The 18426-nt window shown below is 76.7% G+C and carries 23 protein-coding genes and 1 tRNA gene; 14 read left to right on the top strand and 10 right to left on the bottom strand.

Annotated features, from left to right (window positions below; all coding sequences use genetic code 11):
• Window positions 1-52 precede the first annotated feature (52 nt).
• The 3 genes from HNR08_RS06910 to HNR08_RS06900 form a co-directional block, all read right to left on the bottom strand.
• A tRNA-Pro gene (locus HNR08_RS06910) sits at window positions 53-126 on the bottom strand.
• Between the two features lie 111 nt (window positions 127-237).
• Window positions 238-1215: a metallophosphoesterase gene (locus tag HNR08_RS06905; protein WP_146837300.1), complete on the bottom strand. Its 978-nt coding sequence runs from the start codon at window positions 1213-1215 to the stop codon at window positions 238-240.
• A complete protein-coding gene (locus tag HNR08_RS06900) occupies window positions 1212-3653 on the bottom strand; it encodes a transglycosylase domain-containing protein (protein WP_146837297.1) in 2442 nt (813 codons plus the stop codon). The genes HNR08_RS06905 and HNR08_RS06900 overlap by 4 nt, the downstream gene beginning before the upstream one ends.
• A 253-nt stretch (window positions 3654-3906) precedes the next feature.
• Between HNR08_RS06900 and HNR08_RS06895 the strand changes: the two genes are divergently transcribed.
• Genes HNR08_RS06895 through HNR08_RS06885 form a run of 3 tightly spaced genes read left to right on the top strand, consistent with a single transcriptional unit; the run spans window position 3907 to window position 4914 of the window.
• Window positions 3907-4245, top strand: a complete 339-nt coding sequence (locus HNR08_RS06895) for a WhiB family transcriptional regulator (protein WP_210737102.1) — start codon at window positions 3907-3909, stop codon at window positions 4243-4245.
• A gap of 34 nt (window positions 4246-4279) precedes the next feature.
• On the top strand, window positions 4280-4441 hold the full coding sequence (locus HNR08_RS06890; RefSeq protein ID WP_146837291.1) for a Sp36 family protein: 162 nt from the start codon (window positions 4280-4282) through the stop codon (window positions 4439-4441).
• On the top strand, window positions 4438-4914 hold the full coding sequence (locus tag HNR08_RS06885) for a RidA family protein (protein ID WP_146837288.1): 477 nt from the start codon (window positions 4438-4440) through the stop codon (window positions 4912-4914). Before HNR08_RS06890 ends, HNR08_RS06885 begins: the two co-directional genes overlap by 4 nt.
• A gap of 73 nt (window positions 4915-4987) precedes the next feature.
• On the opposite strand, the gene HNR08_RS06880 is transcribed toward HNR08_RS06885, so the two are convergent.
• Window positions 4988-5665, bottom strand: a complete 678-nt coding sequence (locus HNR08_RS06880; RefSeq protein ID WP_146837285.1) for a Crp/Fnr family transcriptional regulator — start codon at window positions 5663-5665, stop codon at window positions 4988-4990.
• 51 nt (window positions 5666-5716) lie between these two features.
• Window positions 5717-6136, bottom strand: coding sequence for a hypothetical protein (locus HNR08_RS06875; RefSeq protein ID WP_146837282.1), 420 nt, complete (start codon window positions 6134-6136; stop codon window positions 5717-5719).
• Window positions 6137-6294: 158 nt separating this feature from the next.
• Between HNR08_RS06875 and nth the strand changes: the two genes are divergently transcribed.
• Entirely contained in the window at window positions 6295-7038 is a 744-nt protein-coding gene (nth, locus tag HNR08_RS06870; protein WP_146837278.1) for an endonuclease III, read from the top strand.
• Here nth and HNR08_RS06865 read toward each other — a convergent pair.
• The 3 genes from HNR08_RS06865 to HNR08_RS06855 all read right to left on the bottom strand — a co-directional run bounded on the left by HNR08_RS06865 (window position 7035) and on the right by HNR08_RS06855 (window position 10037).
• Window positions 7035-7958 carry an alpha/beta fold hydrolase gene (locus HNR08_RS06865; protein ID WP_146837275.1) on the bottom strand — a complete coding sequence of 308 codons (924 nt, stop codon included), beginning with the start codon at window positions 7956-7958 and terminating at the stop codon, window positions 7035-7037. The two genes, nth and HNR08_RS06865, sit on opposite strands and share 4 nt — an antisense overlap.
• Window positions 7959-7969: 11 nt before the next feature.
• Window positions 7970-9223 carry a Na+/H+ antiporter NhaA gene (gene nhaA / locus HNR08_RS06860; protein WP_146837272.1) on the bottom strand — a complete coding sequence of 418 codons (1254 nt, stop codon included), beginning with the start codon at window positions 9221-9223 and terminating at the stop codon, window positions 7970-7972.
• A 79-nt stretch (window positions 9224-9302) separates the two neighbouring features.
• Window positions 9303-10037 (bottom strand): winged helix-turn-helix transcriptional regulator, encoded by a 735-nt coding sequence (locus tag HNR08_RS06855; protein WP_146837269.1) that lies wholly within the window; start codon window positions 10035-10037, stop codon window positions 9303-9305.
• 199 nt (window positions 10038-10236) lie between these two features.
• Between HNR08_RS06855 and HNR08_RS06850 the strand changes: the two genes are divergently transcribed.
• The 9 genes from HNR08_RS06850 (at window position 10237) to dtd (ending at window position 17107) form a co-directional block, all read left to right on the top strand.
• Window positions 10237-10974: a hypothetical protein gene (locus HNR08_RS06850; RefSeq protein WP_246803056.1), complete on the top strand. Its 738-nt coding sequence runs from the start codon at window positions 10237-10239 to the stop codon at window positions 10972-10974.
• A gap of 13 nt (window positions 10975-10987) precedes the next feature.
• The gene (locus HNR08_RS06845) at window positions 10988-11407 is read left to right on the top strand and encodes a thioredoxin family protein (RefSeq protein ID WP_246803055.1); all 420 of its coding nucleotides are present in this window, start codon (window positions 10988-10990) and stop codon (window positions 11405-11407) included.
• Window positions 11408-11490: 83 nt separating this feature from the next.
• Complete coding sequence (locus HNR08_RS06840) at window positions 11491-11961, top strand: DUF4395 domain-containing protein (RefSeq protein WP_146837260.1); 471 nt, start codon at window positions 11491-11493, stop codon at window positions 11959-11961.
• Between the two features lie 365 nt (window positions 11962-12326).
• The gene (locus tag HNR08_RS06835; RefSeq protein ID WP_146837258.1) at window positions 12327-12920 is read left to right on the top strand and encodes a heme-binding beta-barrel domain-containing protein; all 594 of its coding nucleotides are present in this window, start codon (window positions 12327-12329) and stop codon (window positions 12918-12920) included.
• A gap of 1 nt (window position 12921) precedes the next feature.
• Window positions 12922-14085 (top strand): CAF17-like 4Fe-4S cluster assembly/insertion protein YgfZ, encoded by a 1164-nt coding sequence (gene ygfZ / locus HNR08_RS06830; RefSeq protein ID WP_246803054.1) that lies wholly within the window; start codon window positions 12922-12924, stop codon window positions 14083-14085.
• Entirely contained in the window at window positions 14082-15197 is a 1116-nt protein-coding gene (locus HNR08_RS06825; RefSeq protein ID WP_146837255.1) for an FUSC family protein, read from the top strand. The genes ygfZ and HNR08_RS06825 overlap by 4 nt, the downstream gene beginning before the upstream one ends.
• 40 nt (window positions 15198-15237) lie before the next feature.
• Window positions 15238-15600, top strand: a complete 363-nt coding sequence (locus tag HNR08_RS06820) for a DUF2516 family protein (protein ID WP_246803053.1) — start codon at window positions 15238-15240, stop codon at window positions 15598-15600.
• Window positions 15601-15602: 2 nt separating this feature from the next.
• Window positions 15603-16673, top strand: coding sequence for an asparaginase (locus tag HNR08_RS06815; protein WP_307724255.1), 1071 nt, complete (start codon window positions 15603-15605; stop codon window positions 16671-16673).
• Window positions 16670-17107, top strand: a complete 438-nt coding sequence (dtd, locus tag HNR08_RS06810) for a D-aminoacyl-tRNA deacylase (protein WP_146837252.1) — start codon at window positions 16670-16672, stop codon at window positions 17105-17107. Before HNR08_RS06815 ends, dtd begins: the two co-directional genes overlap by 4 nt.
• A gap of 24 nt (window positions 17108-17131) precedes the next feature.
• Here dtd and HNR08_RS06805 read toward each other — a convergent pair whose 3' ends face one another.
• Window positions 17132-17611: a GNAT family N-acetyltransferase gene (locus HNR08_RS06805; RefSeq protein ID WP_146837249.1), complete on the bottom strand. Its 480-nt coding sequence runs from the start codon at window positions 17609-17611 to the stop codon at window positions 17132-17134.
• Between the two features lie 27 nt (window positions 17612-17638).
• Window positions 17639-17821 (bottom strand): hypothetical protein, encoded by a 183-nt coding sequence (locus HNR08_RS06800; protein WP_146837246.1) that lies wholly within the window; start codon window positions 17819-17821, stop codon window positions 17639-17641.
• 82 nt (window positions 17822-17903) lie between these two features.
• On the opposite strand from HNR08_RS06800, the gene HNR08_RS06795 reads away from it, so the two are divergent.
• Window positions 17904-18425, top strand: coding sequence for an O-acetyl-ADP-ribose deacetylase (locus HNR08_RS06795; protein WP_146837243.1), 522 nt, complete (start codon window positions 17904-17906; stop codon window positions 18423-18425).
• The last annotated feature ends 1 nt before the right edge of the window (window position 18426 follow it).

Below are 18426 nucleotides of genomic sequence, written 5' to 3'. Positions count from 1 at the left end.
ACCCGGGCCGTGGGGCCCGGGCCTTCGCCGATGTCCTGCTCGACATCACCGGTCGGGGTGGCGGGATTCGAACCCACGACCTCCTCGTCCCGAACGAGGCGCGCTACCAAGCTGCGCCACACCCCGGTGAAGCCCGCCCAGCATAGCCGACGCGGGCGGGTGGTCGTTAACCGGGACCGCCGGCCGGGCGGCGAGTGTGAGCAGCGTCGCTCCCGGCCCGGTGGCGGACCCGCGCGGTCAGGCCGGGACGAGGGTCAGCAGGGTCGCCTCGGGCCGGCACGCGAACCGCACCGGGGCGTACGGCGACGTGCCCAGCCCGCCGCTGACGTGCAGCCACGTGGAGTCCGCGCCGCCGCGCGCGTCCGGGCGGGGACCCGGCCAGCCGTGCAGACCCTTGGCGCGTCCGCGGTCCAGGTCGCAGTTCGTGACGAGGGCGCCGTAGCCCGGCACGCCGAGCTGGCCGCCGTGCGTGTGCCCCGCGAGCACGAGGTCGGCGTCGTCGGCGAGCATGGCCTCCAGCACGCGGCGGTAGGGCGCGTGCGTGACGCCGAGGTGCAGGTCGACGTCGCCGCCGTCCGCCCGGGTGACGCCCGCGTCGTCGACGACCCGGGCGGGCCGGACGTCCTCGGGGCCGCCCGCCGCGGGGAACCGGTCGCGGTCCAGGTGCGCGTCGTCGGTGCCGACCAGCGACACGCGCCGGCCGCCGGCCTTGACCTCGCCGCGCCGGTTGGTCAGGTCGACCCAGCCGGCGGAGGTCAGCCGCCGCCCGAGCTCGCGCCACGGCAGCTCGACGGGCGGCCGCTCCGGGGCGGTGCGGGCGTCCGGGAGCAGGTAGCGGGCGGGGTTCTTCGGCGACGGGGCGAAGAAGTCGTTCGACCCCCACACGAACGCGCCGGGCGTGCCGAGGTGCGGCTCGAGGGCGTGCAGCAGCGCGGGCATGGCGTCGAGGTGTGCCCAGTTGTCGCCGGTGTCCACGACGAGGTCGGGCCGCAGGGAGGCCAGATCGCGCACCCAGTCGACCTTCCGCTGCTGCCCGGGCGTCAGGTGCAGGTCGGACAGGTGCAGGATCCGCAGCGGGTCCTGGCCGGCGGGCAGCACCGGGACGGTGACCTCGCGCAGGGCGTACCAGCGGACCTCCACGAGCGACGCCCAGGCGAGGGCGCCCGCGCCGGCGAGCGCGAGCCCGCCGAGCGCCCGGGCGGCGGGGTGGCTCACGGGTTCGGCCCGCCGCCGCCGGGGTTCCCGCCGGCGTTCCCGTTGCCCTGGTTCCCGCCGGAGTTCCCGTTGCCCGGGTTCTGGTCACCGGTGTTCGGCTGCGCCGCCGGCCCCGTCGACAGCGCGATCGTGATCACCGACCCGGCCGTCGCGGTGCCCGAGGGGTCCTGGGTCGCCACGCCGCCCGCAGGGACCGTGTCGGAGCTCACCGGGGTCCCCACGGTGACCGTGAACCCGGCCCCCTCCAGCGTCCGCCGGGCGGTGGCCTCGTCCTGGCCCACGACCGACGGCACAGCCACGGGCTTGCCGAACACCGAGTCGTTGGACGGGGCGCCGAACTCCGGGTTCGGCTGCCCGTCCGCGAGCGCCTGGTCCATGAACCGCTTCCACGTCGGACCCGCGACCGTGGCGCCGTACATGTTGGGGATGTAGCGGCCGTTGACGCGGACGCCCTGCATCGGCGTGAACTTGTCCGGGTAGCCGACCCACACCGCCGTCGCGAGGCGCGGGGTGTAGCCGACGAACCAGGTGTACTCGTTCTCCGAGGTCGTGCCGGTCTTGCCCGAGGCGGTGTACCCCGACGGCCGGCCGATGTCGCGGCCCGTGCCCTCCCAGACCTTGCTCATCGCGAAGTTCATCGCGTTCGCGATCTCGGGGCTGATCGCCTGGGTGCAGTTCGCCGACGGGATCGGCAGCTCGACCCCGGACGCGTCCTGGACGCTGGTGATCGCGATCGGCTGGCAGTAGGTGCCGCCGGAGGCGAAGGTCGCGTACGCCCCGGCGAGGGCCAGCGGCGTGGTGGACTGCGACCCGAGGACGTTCGCCGGGTAGGCGTCGAACACGCCGGTGCCGGACTTGCCGCCCGCCTTCACGACGCCGAGCTGGGCGGCGCCCTCCATGACGTTGCACAGGTCGAGCTGCATCGCCATCGTCAGGTAGGCCAGGTTGACGGAGCCCTTGGTGGCGTCGGCCACCGACATGACGCCGCGCCCGCCCTCGGCGTTGCCCGGGGTCCAGGACTTGTTGATGCCCTTGGCCCCGCACGACGTGAACTGGTTCTCGTTCAGCGGCCGGACGCTGCCGTTGACCCGCTCGCTCAGGTTGTGCCCCTGCTTGAGCCACTCGAGCAGCGTGAACGGCTTGAACGTCGACCCGGGGGCGAAGCCGGTGGAGCCGCCGTAGTCGTACGAGGTGTTGTAGTTGACCGAGGTGTCGCGGCCGGTGGCGTCGGCGGAGTTGTTGAAGTTGCGGTTCTCGGCCATGGCCTTGATCTGCCCGGTGCCCGGCTCGACCACGGAGATCGCCGAGCCGATGCCCTGCGGGTCGTCGACCGGGACGCCGGCCTTGACCTCGGCGTCGGCGATCGACTGCTGCCGCGGGTCGAGGGTCGTGCGGATGGTCAGACCGCCGCGCAGCAGCACGTCGCGGCGCTCCTCGGCGGTCGCGCCGAAGGCCGGGTCGTTCTCGATCACGCGGGTGACGTAGTCGCAGAAGAAGCCGGACCCGGCGACGACGTCGCCGGCGGCCATGCAGCCGCTGCGCGGCTCGCTCACGTGCAGGGTGTCGGCGATCGGCGTGGCGACCCCGAGGTCGTACTCCTCCTGCGTGATGTAGTTCTCGCGCAGCATGCGGTTGAGCACCGTGTTGCGCCGCTTCTCGGACGACGCGGGGTTCTTCACCGGGTCGTAGAGCGTCGGGCTGTTGGTGATGCCCGCGATGGTGGCGGCCTCGAGGTAGGTGACCTCGGCGGCGGACTTGCTGAAGTAGCGCTGCGCGGCGGACTCCACGCCGTACGTGGCGACGCCGAACTGCGCGATGTTGAGGTAGTTCTCGAGGATCTCGTCCTTCGTCATCCGCTTCTCGAGCGCGATGGCCAGCTTGGCCTCGCGGAGCTTGCGGGCGTAGCCCTCGGGGCCCTGGTCCTCGCGGGCCTCCTCGACGGCGGCGAGGTCGCCCTCGCGCGTGGCGGCCTCGATGAGGACGTTCTTGATGTACTGCTGGGTCAGCGTCGACGCGCCCTGCTGGGAGCTGCCGAGCTGGTTCTGCACCAGCGCGCGCATCATGCCGGCGGGGTCGATGCCGCCGTGCAGGTAGAACCGGCGGTCCTCGGTCGCGACCACGGCGTCCTGCATCGGCTTGGACACCTGGTCCAGCGACACCACGACGCGGTTCTCGGCGAAGAAGGTCGCGAGCACGGTCCCGTCGGCCGCGAGCATCGTCGAGTTCTCCGAGAGCGGGCCCGGCTCCAGCTCGCCGGGCAGGTCCTCGAACGCCTGGACGCTCAGGTCGGTCGCGGTGTTCGCGGCGGCGACCGTGGGCATCACGAGCCCGGCGGTGAGGAGACCGCCGACGCCGGCGGCCAGCACGAACGCCAGGAGGAGGGCGAGCGCCTGCACGACGGTGACCTGCCGCCCGCGCGGCGAGGGGGGAGGAGCCATGCCCGCCAGGGTACGGGAGGAGCGTGGGCGCGAGCCGGTCGTCCACAGGGCGCGAGGTGACCTGCACCGTACCTGCACAAGGACCCGCCGGGGCCGGAACCGTCGCATGTCCACCGAACGGAGGATGCGTCAGGAGGAGACGAGCCGGTACGGTCGCCGGGCAGGGGGACTGCCGAACCGTCCGTCGTCGCGCCTCGGTGCCGACGGCGGTGCGGCCCGTCCCGGTACTCAGGGACGAGGTGTGGGCATGTCGATGGCGGGGCCGGACGGCCACTGGACCGCGCGAGCCGCGTGCGGCCAGGGCAAGGTGGCGCCCGACGCGCTGTTCGTCGAGGGCGCGGCGCAGCGCGACGCGCGCTCGGTGTGCGGCGCGTGCGTGGTGCGGATGGAGTGCCTGGCGGACGCCCTGGACTCCCGCGCGGACTTCGGGGTCTGGGGCGGGATGACCGAGCGGGAGCGGCGGGCGCTGCGCCGCCGGCGACCCGAGGTCGAGTCGTGGTGGGACGAGCTGTTCGGCCCGGACCGGCCCGGCGGGCCGGACGCGGGCGACCCGGCCGGCGCGTCGGCGGCACCGCAGGCGCTCGCCACCTGACGCGCGCCGCTGCCGCACGGCTAGGGTGGCGCCCATGGCCACCACCACGTGGGAGTACGCGACCGTCCCCCTCATCGTCCACGCCACCAAGGCGATCCTCGACCAGTGGGGTCAGGACGGCTGGGAGCTCGTCCAGGTGCTGCAGTCCGAGACCGGGCTCGTCGCCTACCTCAAGCGCCCGACGGGCGAGAAGTGAGCGTCCTGGACCGTCTCGCCGCGCTCGGCGTCGAGCTGCCGCAGGTCGCGGCGCCCGTCGCCGCCTACGTCCCGGCGGTCCGCACCGGGCCGTACGTGCACACCTCGGGGCAGCTGCCGTTCGTCGCCGGCGAGCTGCCCGTCACCGGCAAGGTCGGCACCGGCCCGGGCCTGGTGTCCCCGGAGACCGCGCAGGACCTCGCCCGCACCGCCGCCCTCAACGCGGTCGCCGCGGTCGCCTCGCTGGTCGGGGACCTGGACCGCGTGGTCCGGGTCGTCAAGGTCGTGGGCTTCGTCGCCTCCGACCCGTCGTTCACCGGCCAGCCCGGCGTCATCAACGGCGCGAGCACCCTCCTGCAGGAGGTGTTCGGCGACGCGGGCGTGCACGCGCGGTCCGCGGTCGGCGTCGCGGTGCTGCCGCTGGACTCGCCGGTCGAGGTCGAGATCGTCGTGGAGCTCGCCCCGGAGGGCTGACCCCCGCACGCAGCGCGACGGCCCGGCCGCTCCCCGAGGGGACGCGACCGGGCCGTCGTCGTCGGGGCCGGCCTCAGCGCGCCCGGCGCTCCAGCCGCTCGAGGTCGAGCAGCACGATCGCGCGCCCCTCCCGGCGGACCCAGCCGCGGGCGGCGAAGTCGGCGAGCGCCTTGTTCACGGTCTCCCGGCTGGCGCCGACGAGCTGCGCGAGCTCCTCCTGCGTGAGGTCGTGCGCGACCCGCACGCCCTCGTCGGTCTGCTGGCCGAACCGGTGCGACAGGTCGAGCAGGGCCTTGGCCACGCGACCGGGCACGTCCGAGAAGACGAGGTCGGCGAGCGCGTCGTTCGTGCGGCGCAGCCGGCGGCCGAGCGCGCCGAGCAGGTGCTTCGCCACCGTCGGGTTCTGCTCGAGCCACGGGATGAGGTCGTGGTGCCCGAGCTCGAGCACCACGGCGTCCGCGAGGCCGGTGGCCGTGGCGGTGCGCGGGCCGGGGTCGAACAGCGACAGCTCGCCGAACATCTCGCCGGGGCCGAGCACGGCGAGCAGGTTCTCGCGGCCGTCCGTGGAGCGGCGGCCGAGCTTGATCTTGCCGGAGCGGATCACGTACAGGCGGTCGCCCGGCTCGCCCTCGTGGAACAGCACCTCGCCGCGGGCGACGTGCAGCGGCGCCATCGAGGCGAGCAGCGTGCGGGATGCCTCGGGGTCCATGTTCGCGAACAGGGGCGCCGTGAGCACGACGTCGTCCTCCACGGGAGGAACCTCACCTTCTGACCGGGATGTGACGTCCCTCAGTGTGCCTCATCAGGCGCGGGCAGCACCGCGCAGGACGCCGACGCCGCCGTCCGTGACGTCGCGGGCGAGCTGCTCGATGTACCGGTCGGTCAGCTCGCGCAGCGCGTCGGCCAGGCGGGTCTCGTACCGGGCGAGGCGGGTGTCCAGGTCGCGGAGCCGCGGGAGCTCGTGCACCTCCGCGATCGGCAGCGCGCCGCGGACGGCGGCGGCGAGCTCCGCGGCGGGCGGCACGTCCGGGGCCGGGCCGAGCAGGTCGCGGACGTCGGGGTCGGCGCCGGGCGTCTGGGGCGGGGCCGCGGCGGCCACGGCGAGCTCGAGGCGGTCGCGGACGAGGCGGCGCCAGCGGATCACGTGCTGGTGCTCGAGGCGCAGGGCACCCCGCTGGCGGCGCAGCTCGACGAGCTCGGCAGCCGTGCCGGCCAGGGTCATGCGGGTCCGCCGTCCTCCTCCGCGGCCCGCACTCCCACCGGCCGTCCACCCTCTCGTTCGACGCGGGGCATGTCCGACTTGAGCAGTTGGCATCGTGATCTGCGACCGGTCACCCGCCGGGAGGACCCCGTGTCCCCCGGTGGACCTACGCTGGGCCGATGAGCCCCGCGCCGCCCGCCCGCCCGGCGACCGGGCGCGCCGGTGCCGCGGCGGACGGCCCCGGGCGCCCGCCGGTCGCGCTGGTCCGCCGCGCGCGCCGGGTGAACCGCGCCCTGGCGGTGCGCTGGCCGGACGCGCGGTGCGAGCTGGACTTCCGGACGCCGCTGGAGCTGCTGGTCGCCACGGTGCTCTCGGCGCAGACCACGGACGTCCGGGTGAACCAGGTCACCCCGGCGCTGTTCGCGCGGTACCCCGACGCCGCCGGGTACGCGGGCGCCGACCCCGAGGAGCTGGAGGGCCTCATCCGGCCGACGGGGTTCTTCCGGGCGAAGGCGCGGTCGCTGCAGGGGCTCGGCCGGGCGCTCGTCGAGCGGTTCGACGGCGAGGTGCCGCCGCGGCTCGAGGACCTCGTGATCCTGCCCGGCGTCGGCCGCAAGACCGCGAACGTCGTGCTCGGCGACGCGTTCGGCGTCCCGGGCATCACGGTGGACACCCACGTCGGCCGGCTCGCGCGGCGGCTGGGCTGGACCACCGAGGACGACCCGGTCAAGGTCGAGCAGGACATCGCCGCGCTGATCCCGCGCCCGGAGTGGACGCTGCTCAGCCACCGGCTGATCTTCCACGGCCGCCGCACCTGCCACGCCCGCAAGCCCGACTGCGCGAGCTGCCCGCTGACCCGCGACTGCCCGTCGGCGCTCGTGCGCGTCCCGGCGCCCCCGGTCCCGGCGGGCGACCCCGCCTAGGGCAGGTCGCGCAGCCAGTCGCGCAGCAGCGCGGTCACCCGCTCCGGCTCCTCCTCGGGCAGGTAGTGCCCGGCGCCGGACAGCATCTCGAACCGGTACCGCGACCCCAGCGCGCGCCCCACCGGGCCGTCCGCCATCGCGCGGGACACGGGGTAGCAGCCGTCGGAGCCGCCGTGCACCTGGAGCGTCGGCACCGCCTCGGCCCCGCGCAGCGCGTGCGCGTACCGGCGGCCGTCGGCGCGCGGGCCCGAGCGGTACAGCCACCGCACCTGCTCGAGCGCGGAGTGCGCCGCGAACGGCACCTGCGCGGCGCGCCGGTACAGGGCCAGGGCCGCGGGCTCCGGCCAGCGCGGTCCGCCCCATTCCCGGAGCAGCCGGGCGACCAGGTCGCCGCGGGTCATCGCGCGCTCCGGCAGGTACGGCACCTGGATCGCGGCCATCCGCCGGGCCGCGCGCGCCCGCAGGCCGGAGCGCGGGTCGGCCCGGCGCAGCAGCGGGTGCGGCGCGGACAGGGCCGCGACGCCGCGGGTGAGCTCGGGGTGGTAGGCGGGCATCGCCCAGGCGACGTCGCCGCCGCCGACGCCGTGGCCGACGACGACCGCGCGGTCGCAGCCGAGCGACCGGACGACGCCGGCGACGTCACGGGTCAGGGTGGGCACGTCGTAGCCGATCGGCGGCTTGTCGGAGCCGCCGGTGCCGCGCAGGTCCATCGCGACGACGCGGTACCCGTCGGCGGCGACCGCGGGCAGCTGGTGCCGCCAGCTCCACCACAGCCCCGGCAGGCCGTGCAGCAGCACCACGAGGGGTGCGTCACGGTCGTCGGGACCGGCGACGGCGACGTGGAACCGGGCGCCGTTCGCGGGGACGAAGTGGTGCCGCCACGGGCCGTCGAGCAGCAGGGCGGCGGAGTCGACGGTCATCGGAGCCGAACCTACCGCGTCCGCGTCCCCCGCGGACCGACCCCGGGCTGCCGGTGCTGCCGGTCCCGCCACGCGAGCGCCGCGCCGCCGAGCAGCGCCGCCGTGGTGGACGCGAGCAGGATGGCGACCTTGAGGTGCTCGTCGTGCGGGCTGCCCGCGCCGAACGCCAGCTCGCCGATGAGCAGGGACACCGTGAACCCGATGCCCGCGAGCAGGCCGACCGCGCCGACGTCCCGCCAGTGCAGGTCGGGCGCGAGCGACGCCCGCGTGAACCGGGCGACCAGCCAGGTGGCCGCGAGGATGCCGAGCGGCTTGCCGACGACCAGCCCGAGCGCGACGCCCTGCGCCACCGGGTCGCGCACGGCGTCGGCGACGGCCCCGCCGGACAGCGGGACGCCCGCCGCGAACAGCGCGAACACCGGCACCGCGAACCCGGCCGAGACCGGGCGCCAGCGGTGCTCCAGCCGCTCGGCGACGCTCTGGTCCTCACCGGCCCGCGGGAGGGCGGGGGCGGTCAGCCCGAGCAGGACGCCCGCGATCGTCGCGTGCACCCCGGACGCGTGCATCAGCCCCCACGCGGCGAGCGCGAGCAGCAGCAGGGCGGCGTGCCCGGCCGGCCCCGGCCGGCGGACCCGGACCAGCGCGGCGAACGCGGCGACCGCCACCAGCGACGCCCCGAGCCACACCAGGTGCAGCCCGTCCGTGTAGACGACCGCGATGACGACGATGCCGAGCAGGTCGTCCACGACGGCGAGCGTGAGCAGGAACGCCCGCAGCGACGTCGGCAGGCTGCGGCCGACGACCGACAGCACGGCGACGGCGAACGCGATGTCGGTCGCCGTCGGCACCGCCCAGCCGCGCAGCGCGTCGTCCGTCGCGCCCAGGTTCACCAGCACGAACAGCAGCGCGGGCACCGCCATCCCGCCCAGGGCGGCCACCACGGGGACGACCGCGGTGCGGGCCTCACGCAGCTCGCCGGCGACGATCTCCCGCTTGAGCTCGAGGCCGACCACGAAGAAGAACACGGCCAGCAGGCCGTCGGTCGCCCAGCCCGCGACGGTGAGGTCGAGGTGCAGGGCGGCGGGGCCGATCACCCTCTCCGAGACCGTCGCGTACGACGCCGCCCACGGGGAGTTCGCCCAGAGGAGGGCGATCACGGCACCGATCAGCAGCAGGACGCCGCCGGTGCGCTCGGCGCGCAGGGTGTCGAGGACGTTGCGCTCACCGCCGGGGGTGAGGGCGGCGAAGAGGCGGCGCTGCGGCACGGGGGCTCCTGGGGTCGACGACGTGGACCGCCGACCAGACTTCCCGGCACACCGCGGACGATCCTACCGAGCGGACGGCTCAGACGTCGGCCGCGACCTCGGCGGGCGAGGGGGCGCCGGCGGACTCGGCCGAGCGCCGGTCCTTCGGCGGGTCGAAGCGGTAGCCCACGTTCCGGACGGTGCCGATGAGCTGCTCGTGCTCGGGGCCGAGCTTGGCGCGCAGCCGCCGGACGTGCACGTCGACCGTCCGCGTGCCCCCGTAGTAGTCGTAGCCCCAGACCTCCTGGAGCAGCTGCGCCCGGGTGAACACACGTCCCGGGTGCTGGACCAGGTACTTGAGGAGCTCGAACTCCTTGTACGTGAGGTCGAGCGGGCGCCCGCGCAGCCGGGCGGTGTACCCGCCGGCGTCGATCATCAGCTCGCCGGACGAGATCTCCTGCGGCTGGTCGTCGTAGGACGAGGACGCGGCGCGCTCGATGACGAGGCGGAACCGGGTCTCGACCTCCGCCGGCGTGGCGTTCTCCAGGACGATGTCGTCGGCGCCCCACTCCGCGGTGACGACCGTGAGGCCGCCCTCGGTGAGCACGAGCACCAGGGGCACGGTCAGCCCGGTGGCGCGCAGCAGGCGGCAGGTGGTGCGCGCGGTCACCAGGTCCCGGCGTGCGTCCAGCACCACGATGTCGGCGTCCGGCGCGTCCACCAGAGCCGAGGGCTCCACGGGCAGCACGCGCACCCGGTGGGACAGCAGCCCGAGTGCCGGGAGCACCTGGGACGAGCCGCCGGACGCGGGTGTGAGCAGCAGCAGGTCGGCCACTGGCGACCCTCCTCCCCGTCCGAATTGGGGGACACGGTACCGCGTGGACGTCACACCGAAGTGACCCCGTTCGTCACATTCGTCCCGCCGGGCGACGACCGGGGCCGAACCGCTCCGCGCGCGACCCCGGCGCCCGACCGTGCGGGACGGACGCGCCCGGTCTGCGAGGATGGCCCGCGTGCAGGCGTCGAATCGTGCCGTGACCACGGCGGTCCTGGCGACGCTCGTCGCCGTCGCCGGCGTCCTCGGGGACGTCTCCCTCGCCGGGCGGGACGGGGTCGTGCTGGCCGCCCTCCTCGCGGTCCTCGCGGTGGTGTTCGCGCTGGGCCTGCCGCGTGTCGCCGCGCTGCCCGCGCGGATCGGCAGCAGCGTCGTCATCGGGCTGGCGGGCGTGGCGGCCGTCGTCGTCGCGCACCTCACCGCGAGCGAGCCGCTGCTCGGCGACGTCCCCGTCGTGTTCGCGCTGTCCGTGCTCGCCGCGTTCGTCGCCGAGCTCGCGCGCCGGGACGGGCGCGAGCGGCTCGTGGAGTCCGTCGCCGGCACGGTCGCGGGGGCGCTGGTCGCCGTGTGCGCCGCCGGCTGGCTCGCCGCCGAGCGCACCGCCGCCGGGGACGCCGTCGTCGTGACCGGGGCCGTCGCGCTCGCGGTCGGCTCGGCGCTCACCGCGCTGCCGCTGCGGGGCTGGGCCGCCGCCGGGGCCGCGCTCGGCGCGTCCACCGCCGCGGGCCTCGTCGCCGGCGCCGCGCTGCCCGCGGTCGGGCTGCTGCCGGGCGGGCTGCTCGGGTTCGGGGTCGGCGTGCTGGTCGCCGCCGCGGACGCGCTGTTCGACCGGCTGCCCGCCCTGGAACATCGTCTCGCGGGCTGGGCGGTCGCTGTGCTGCCCGTCGCCGTCACCGGCATCCTGGTGTACGTCGTCGGGCGCGTCCTCGTGGGGTGAGATGGAGTCGCGGGTGCTGCTGGTCCTGGCCGTGCTCGCGCTCGCCGCGGTCGCCGGCCTGGTCTGGCGCGCGCGGAACGGCCGGTTCGTCGCGGCGGGCCCGGCCCCGGACGCGCTGACCGCCGCGGAGCTCGGCGCCCCGCTCGGGCCCGCCGCCACCTTCGTGCAGCTCTCCTCCGAGGCGTGCGCCCCGTGCCGCAGCACCGCGGCCGTGCTCCGCGCCGTGGCCGCCGACCGGCCCGGCGTCGCGCACGTCGAGGTCCGCGCCGAGGAGCGCCTCGACCTGGTGCGGCGGTTCGGCGTGCTGCGGACCCCGACCGTGCTGGTGCTCGACGCCGCCGGGTCCGTCCGCGGGCGGACGTCCGGGGCGACCACCCGGGCGCAGGCGCTCGACGCGCTGGAGCGGTGTCCCGGCGCGGTCGCCGCGCGCTGACCCGACCTCCCCGGGGGGACGGCGTCCCGCCCGGCGGCCGCGGCCCGACCCCGACGTCCCGCCACCCCAGCCTGGAGATCCCTGTGACCACCGACCGCCGCCCAGCCCCCGCTCCCGCTCCCGCCCCCGCGGGCATCGACCCCCGCGGCCCGCGGTTCGGCGCCGCCGTGACCGCCGTGCTGCTCGTCGCCGTCCTCCTGCTCCCCGGCGCCGCCGCGACGGTGGGCCTCGCCGTCGTGGCCGCCCTGTTCGCCGTCGGCGCCGCCCGGGGCGCGCAGGGCTCGGTGCCCGGCCTGCTGTTCCGCCGCCTCGTGCGTCCGCGCCTGGCCCCGCCGACGGAGCTCGAGGACCCGCGCCCGCCGCGGTTCGCGCAGGGCGTCGGCCTGGTCATCACCGGCGCGGGGGTCGTGCTCGCCCTGCTGGGCGTCCCTGAGGCGGTCCCGGTCGCCGCCGCCCTGGCGCTCGTGGCGGCCGTCCTCAACGCGGCGTTCGGCCTGTGCCTCGGCTGCGAGCTGTACCTGCTGGGCGTCCGCCTGCGCCCTGCGCGCCCCTGATCACCCCACCCGCCCCACGCGCACCCGCCCCACGCGCACCCGCCTCACCCCGCGCACCCGCCTCACCCCGCGCACCCCCCCACGCACCCGCCCCACCCCCACGTGCGAGGGGGTGGCTCCCGATCAGCCGGGGCGCTGCACGGCGTGCGCGGATGCACGCCGGGTACCCCCTCGGCCGGCCGCGCACGCACGCCCACGCCCGGACGGGAAGGCGCGGGACGGTTCCGTCGTTAGGATCGGTGCATGTTGGCACTCGAGATCGTGTTCATCGGTCTGCTCGTCGCCTCGGCGCTCGCGATCGCGTGGTTCGCGGGCTTCGTCGTCTACCGGCTGTTCAAGGGACAGCGCTGACCAGAAGGAACCCCATGGCGTTCACCCTGCCCGAGGGCCTCGCGCCCGAGATGTACCCGCTGGCCTGGCTCGTGGGCCGGTGGCACGGCGAGGGGGTCGTCGGGTACCCGGGCATCGAGGAGACGGCGTTCACCCAGGACGTGGTGATCGACCACGACGGCGGCCCGTACCTGTCCTACGCGTCCACCATCCGGCTCGTCGTCGCGCCGGACGACGCCTCCGCGCTCGCGGACGCCGACGGGACCCCGGCGGAGGGCGCACCCGGGGCCGACGCGGCGGAGCCGGGGCCGGTGTGGTCGACCGAGCAGGGGTTCTGGCGGATCCCGCCGGAGCGGCCCGACGGCCTGGGCTCGGACCTGTTCCCCGTCGAGCTGCTGCTCGCCGACCCGTCGGGGCACGTCGCCGTCTACGTGGGCGCGACCGGCAACGGGCGGATCGACCTGGTCAGCGACGTCATCGCGCGCACCGCCACCGGCGCGGAGGTCACGGGCGGCAAGCGCCTGTGGGGCCTGGTGCAGGGCGAGCTCATGTGGGCCCACGACCTCGCGGCGTTCGGCCAGGACCTGCAGTCGTACGCGTCCGCGCGGCTCAGCCGCGTGCAGGACTGACGTGGACGGCGAGCCCCAGGCCGCGCCCCGGCACCGCAGCCCGCTGCTGGACCGGCGCGGCGCCGTGCCCGCGGCCGGACCGGACGCCGGCGTCGCCTGGCACTACGGGGACCCGACGGCGGAGCAGCGCGCCCTGACCCGCGGCGGCGCCGTCGTGGACCAGTCGCACCTCGGCGTCGTGCGGGTGACCGGCCCGGACCGGCTGACCTGGCTGCACTCGATCACGTCGCAGCAGCTCGCGGACCTGCCGCCGCGCACGTCCACCGAGACGCTGGTGCTCAGCCCGCAGGGGCACGTCGAGCACGCGGCGGCGGTCGTGGACGACGGCGCGTCGACCTGGCTGATCTCCGAGACCGCGCCCGGCCTCGCGGCCTGGCTGGACCGGATGCGGTTCATGCTGCGCGTCGAGGTCGCGGACGTCACCGACGAGTGGGCCGCGATCGGCGAGCCGGTGTCCGCCGAGGGCGCGGAGGGGGAGCCCGTGACGTGGGCCGACCCGTGGCCGCGCACGCTGCCCGGCGGCACCCGCTACGGCCTGCCCGACGACGAGCACCCCGGGGCGGACCGCGCCTGGCGCCTGGTGCTGGTGCCGCGCGCGGACCTCGCCGACGCGGTGCGGGCCCGGGAGGCGTCCGGCTGGCCGCTGGTCGGCACGTGGGCGAGCGAGGCGGTCCGCGTCGAGGCGTGGCGCCCGCGCGCCGGCCGCGAGGTCGACCACCGCACGATCCCGCACGAGCTCGACTGGCTCCGCACCGCCGTGCACCTGCACAAGGGCTGCTACCGCGGCCAGGAGACGATCGCGCGGGTGCACAACATGGGCCGCCCGCCGCGCCGCCTCGTGCTGCTGCACCTCGACGGGTCCGGGCACCTGCTGCCCGACACCGGCGCCGCCGTGCGCGACCTCGGCGACCTGCTCACCACGGGCGAGCCGGGCCGCGAGATCGGCCGGGTCACGAGCATCGCCCGGCACCACGAGCTCGGGCCGGTCGCGCTCGCCGTGGTGAAGCGCTCGGCCCCGGTCGACGTGGAGGTCGTCGTCGACTGCGACGGCGGCGCGATCACCGCCGGGCAGGAGGTCGTGGTGCCGGGCGACGGCGTGTCCGTCGACCGGCCCGCCGCCCACGGACCGCTCACGCGCGGCCTGGGCGGGCACCCGATGCTGTGAGCGCCCGCGCGCCCCGGGGCCCGTCGTCGGTCCGGGTGCAGCTCGCCGCGCGCGCCCGCCAGGGCTGGTCGCGGGTCCGCACCGCGTTCGTGCCGGTGCTGCAGGCGGTGGTGGCCGCCGGCATCGCCTACGCGATCGGGTACTACGTGCTCGGGCACAGCGCCCCGTTCTTCGCGCCGGTCAGCGCGTGGGTCGCGCTGGGCTTCACCGCGGACCGCGACCTGCGCCGGGTGGCCGAGCTCGCGGTGGGCGTGGCGCTCGGGGTCGCGCTGGGCGACCTCGTGGTGCACGGCATCGGCACCGGGCCGTGGCAGGTCGCGCTCGTGCTCGGGGTCGCGGCGCTGACCGCCCGGTTCCTGGACCGCGGGCCGATGCTCACCACGCAGGCCGGCGTGCAGGCCATCGTCATCGTCGGGCTGCCGGTCGTCGGCGCCTCCGGCGGGCCGGTCGGGCGGTGGACGGACGCGGTCGTCGGCGGCGTCGTGGCGCTGGCCGTCGCGGCGCTGACCCCGAGCGACCCGCGCCGCCGGCCGCGCGCGCAGGGCCGGGACGCCGTCGAGGAGCTCGCGGGGATGCTCCGCCTGCTCGCCCGCGGCATGCGCACCCGCTCGGCGGCCGACGTCGAGGACGCCCTCGTCCGCGGCCGGGCCTCGCAGCCCGCGCTGGACGAGTGGCACGACGCCGCGGCGTCCGCGAGCGACCTCGCGCGGGTGTCCCCGGCCGCGCGCCGGCACCGCACGGAGCTCGCGTGGATCGGGCAGTCGGCGGTGCGGGTGGACCGGGCCGTCCGGAACGCGCGGGTGCTGGCCCGGCGCGGGCTCGCCACCGTCGAGGCCGAGCCGCCGCACGACCTCGGGGCGGTCGCCGACGCCGTGGACCGGGTGGCGCTCGCCGCGGACGCGCTCGCCGCCGCGCTCGGTGCCGGGGCCGAGCCGCTGCGGTCCCGCGAGGAGCTGCTGCGGCTGGCGGGTGACCTCGACCCGTTCGTGCTGAGCCCGGACGACTGGCAGGCGCAGAGCCTCGTGCTGCTGCTCCGGTCCCTCGTGGTGGACCTGCTGGAGGCGAGCGGGGTGGACCCGCGGGCGGCCCGCGAGGCGCTGCCGGAGCTGTGACGCCTCGTGCCCGGCGGCGCGGCACCGTAGGCTTCCCGGCGTGATCTTCGGCTCCGTGCAGGTCCTCCTGCTGCTCGCCTTCAGCCTCGTCATCCTCGTGCTGGCGGTCTGGGCGCTCGTCGACGCGCTCCGGCGCCCGGCGTCCGCGTTCACCACGGCCGGCAAGCGGACCAAGCAGGTCTGGACCATCGTGCTGGCGTTCGCGACCGTGGTCGCGTTCCTCGCCGTGCCGCCGCCGCTCGGCTTCGCGTTCCTCCCGCTGTTCCTCGCGCTGCTCAGCGCGGTCGCCGCGATCGTCTACCTGGTGGACGTGCGCCCGGCGATCGCGCCGTACTCGGGGCGGCGCGGCGGCGGGCGCGGGTCCGGCGGCTCGGGCGGCGGTCCCTCCCGCGGCGGGTGGTGACCGTGCCGCGTCCCGGCGGCCCGCAGATCGCTCAGCGGCTGCACGACGCCGCGGCCGCGGTGGTCGCGCGGCACGCCGAGGGGGCCGGCGACGTCGGCTCGGCCGCGGTGCCGCTGGCCCGCGTGGTCCGCGGCGACCTCGTCGAGTCGGTGCACGCCGGGCACCTCGTCGTGCTCGGGCCGGACGGCGACGTGCGGCTCGCGCTCGGCGACCCGGAGGTCACCGTGCTCGCGCGGTCCTCGCTCAAGCCGCTGCAGGCGGTGGGGATGCTGCGCGCCGGGCTCGACCTGGACGGCGTGCACCTCGCGCTCGCCTGCGCCAGCCACGACGGCACCCCGGAGCACCTGCGGGTGGTCCGCGAGACGCTGCTCGCGTTCGGGCTGGACGAGTCCGACCTCGACAACACCCCCGACATGCCGCTGGACCCGGACGCCGCGTTCGCCTGGCGGCAGGACGGTCACGGCCCCGAGCCGGTCGCGCAGAACTGCTCCGGGAAGCACGCCGCGATGCTCGCGACCTGCCTGACCCACGCCGGCGAACCCGGCTGGGAGCCCGCGGGCTACCGCGAGCCGGAGCACCCCGTCCAGGTCGCCTGCCGCGCCGCGATCGAGGAGCTCACCGGCGCCCAGGCCTGGCACACCACCGTCGACGGCTGCGGCGCCGCGCTGTTCTCGACGACGCTGATCGGCCTCGCCCGGGCGTTCGCGCGGATCGCCACGGCCCCGGAGCGCGAGCCCGGCACGCCGCCCGCGCGGGTCGCGACGGCGATGTCCGCGCACCCCGGGCTGGTCGGCGGGGAGCGGCGGGACGTCACCCGCGCGATGCGCGCCGTGCCGGGGCTGGTCGCGAAGGACGGTGCCGACGGCGTCTACGCCGCGGGGCTGCCCGACGGGTCCGCGCTCGCGTTCAAGGTCGCCGACGGCGGCCCGCGCCCACGCCCGGCCGTGCTCGCGGCGGCGCTGCGGGTCGCGGGGGTCGAGGCGTCGCTCGTGGCCGCGCTCGGTGACGTGCCGGTGCTCGGGCACGGCGAGCCCGTCGGCGCGGTGGTGCCGACGTTCGGGCCCGCCGCGTGAGGGCGGTCGTCCAGCGGGCCACGCGCGCGTCCGTGACCGTCGACGGCGAGGTCGTCGGGTCGTTCGACGGCCCCGGCCTGGTCGTGCTGGTCGGCGTCACGCCGGGCGACGGGCCGGCGCAGGTCGAGCACATCGCCCGGAAGATCGCCGAGCTGCGCATCCTGCGCGACGAGCGGTCCGCGGTCGAGGTCGGGGCGCCCGTGCTGGTGGTCAGCCAGTTCACGCTCTACGGCGACGCCCGCAAGGGCCGCCGCCCCACGTGGAACGCCGCCGCGCCGGGACTGGTCGCAGAGCCGCTGGTCGACGCGGTGGTCGCGGACCTGCGGGCGCGCGGGCTCACCGTCGCGACCGGGGTCTTCGGGGCGGACATGGCCGTCGAGCTGGTGAACGACGGGCCGGTGACGCTGCTGCTGGAGTCGGCGCCGGGGGACTGAGCGCGGGGCCGCGCGCCCGGCCGGTCACCCCAGGCGCAGGACCAGCCGCTCCTCCACCCGGGACGGCGTCGCGGCGTGCCGCTCGTTCGTCCGCTCGAACCCCGCCCGCACGTACAGGTCGCCCGCCGCGTGGTTGCCGTCCGCGACCCACAGCGACACCGTCGACGCCCCCTCGGCGCGGGCCGCCGCCCGCACGGCGTCGAGCAGCGCCCACCCGATCCCGCGGCGGCGGACCTCCGGTGCGACCCAGAGCTGCACGACGTGCCGGTCCGACGTGGGGGAGCCCGGCTCCTGGATCATGCCGACGAGGCCGCGCGGCACGCCGTCGTCGTCGACGGCCAGCCAGGTCGCGGCGCCGCGCACGCGCATCCGCCAGTGCGACTCCGTGAACATCTCCTCGCGCGCCAGCGACGAGCCGAACGCCGCCGGGTCCTCCCGGAGGGCGCGCAGCCGGACCTCGCGCACGCTCGGCCAGTCGTCCTCGTGGGCCCGCCGGATCTGCACCGGGTCAGCATGCCCCACGGGTCGCGGTCAGGGCTGGAGCCGCGCCTCGCCGGCGTCGACCCCGGCCTCGGTCCCGGGGTCCCCGTGCCCGGACCGGTCCGGGACGGCGCGCGCGACGTCGGCGACCTCCTCCTCCGGGCGGGGCGGGACCGTCTCGTCGTACTCGAGCTCGGGCACGTCCGTGCGGCCGTCGTGCACGGGTTCGGTCATCTCGGGTCCTCCCGGGGGCTCGTCCTGGGCCGTCCCTGCTCACGGTAGGACGAACCGGTCGCACCCGCGCGACGATGGGGGCATGCGCATCGAGGCCGTGGCCGGCGACATCACCGGGCAGGACGTGGACGCCGTCGTGAACGCCGCGAACTCCACGCTGCTGGGCGGCGGGGGCGTGGACGGCGCCATCCACGCCGCGGCCGGGCCCGGGCTGCTGGCCGCGTGCCGGGAGCTGCGCCGCACGGTGCTGCCGGACGGGCTGCCCACCGGGGACGCCGTGGCGACCGGCGCGGGGCGGCTGGCGGCGCGGTGGGTGATCCACACCGTGGGGCCGGACGCGCGGGCCGGGCAGACGGACCCGGCGCTGCTGCGGTCGTGCTTCGCGCGGTCGCTCGACGTGGCGGCGGAGGTCGGGGCGCGGACGGTCGCGTTCCCCGCGGTGAGCGCGGGCGTCTACGGCTGGCCGGCGGGCACGGTCGCGGACGTCGCGGTGCGGGCGGTGCGCGACTGGGACGCCGCGCACCCGGGTGCGGTGGACCTCGCGCGGTTCGTGCTGTTCTCGCCGGGGGTGCTGGCGGCGTTCGAGGCGGCGCTCGGGGCCTGAG

Origin of the sequence: Cellulomonas hominis, assembly GCF_014201095.1 — a bacterium.
Taxonomy (GTDB): Bacteria; Actinomycetota; Actinomycetes; order Actinomycetales; family Cellulomonadaceae; genus Cellulomonas; species Cellulomonas hominis.
Note: the sequence above shows the minus strand (reverse complement) of the source record. Positions and strands in the feature narration are given on the sequence as shown.

Bases quoted from the DNA above. Each gene is read 5' to 3' on its own strand.
- HNR08_RS06900 (WP_146837297.1), bottom strand. From the start codon at position 3,653: ATGGCTCCTCCCCCCTCGCCGCGCGGGCGGCAGGTCACCGTCGTGCAG.
- HNR08_RS06895 (WP_210737102.1), top strand. From the start codon at position 3,907: ATGGCGGGGCCGGACGGCCACTGGACCGCGCGAGCCGCGTGCGGCCAG.
- HNR08_RS06890 (WP_146837291.1), top strand. From the start codon at position 4,280: ATGGCCACCACCACGTGGGAGTACGCGACCGTCCCCCTCATCGTCCAC.
- HNR08_RS06875 (WP_146837282.1), bottom strand. From the start codon at position 6,136: ATGACCCTGGCCGGCACGGCTGCCGAGCTCGTCGAGCTGCGCCGCCAG.
- nth (WP_146837278.1), top strand. From the start codon at position 6,295: ATGAGCCCCGCGCCGCCCGCCCGCCCGGCGACCGGGCGCGCCGGTGCC.
- HNR08_RS06865 (WP_146837275.1), bottom strand. From the start codon at position 7,958: ATGACCGTCGACTCCGCCGCCCTGCTGCTCGACGGCCCGTGGCGGCAC.
- HNR08_RS06835 (WP_146837258.1), top strand. From the start codon at position 12,327: ATGGCGTTCACCCTGCCCGAGGGCCTCGCGCCCGAGATGTACCCGCTG.
- HNR08_RS06800 (WP_146837246.1), bottom strand. From the start codon at position 17,821: ATGACCGAACCCGTGCACGACGGCCGCACGGACGTGCCCGAGCTCGAG.
- HNR08_RS06795 (WP_146837243.1), top strand. From the start codon at position 17,904: ATGCGCATCGAGGCCGTGGCCGGCGACATCACCGGGCAGGACGTGGAC.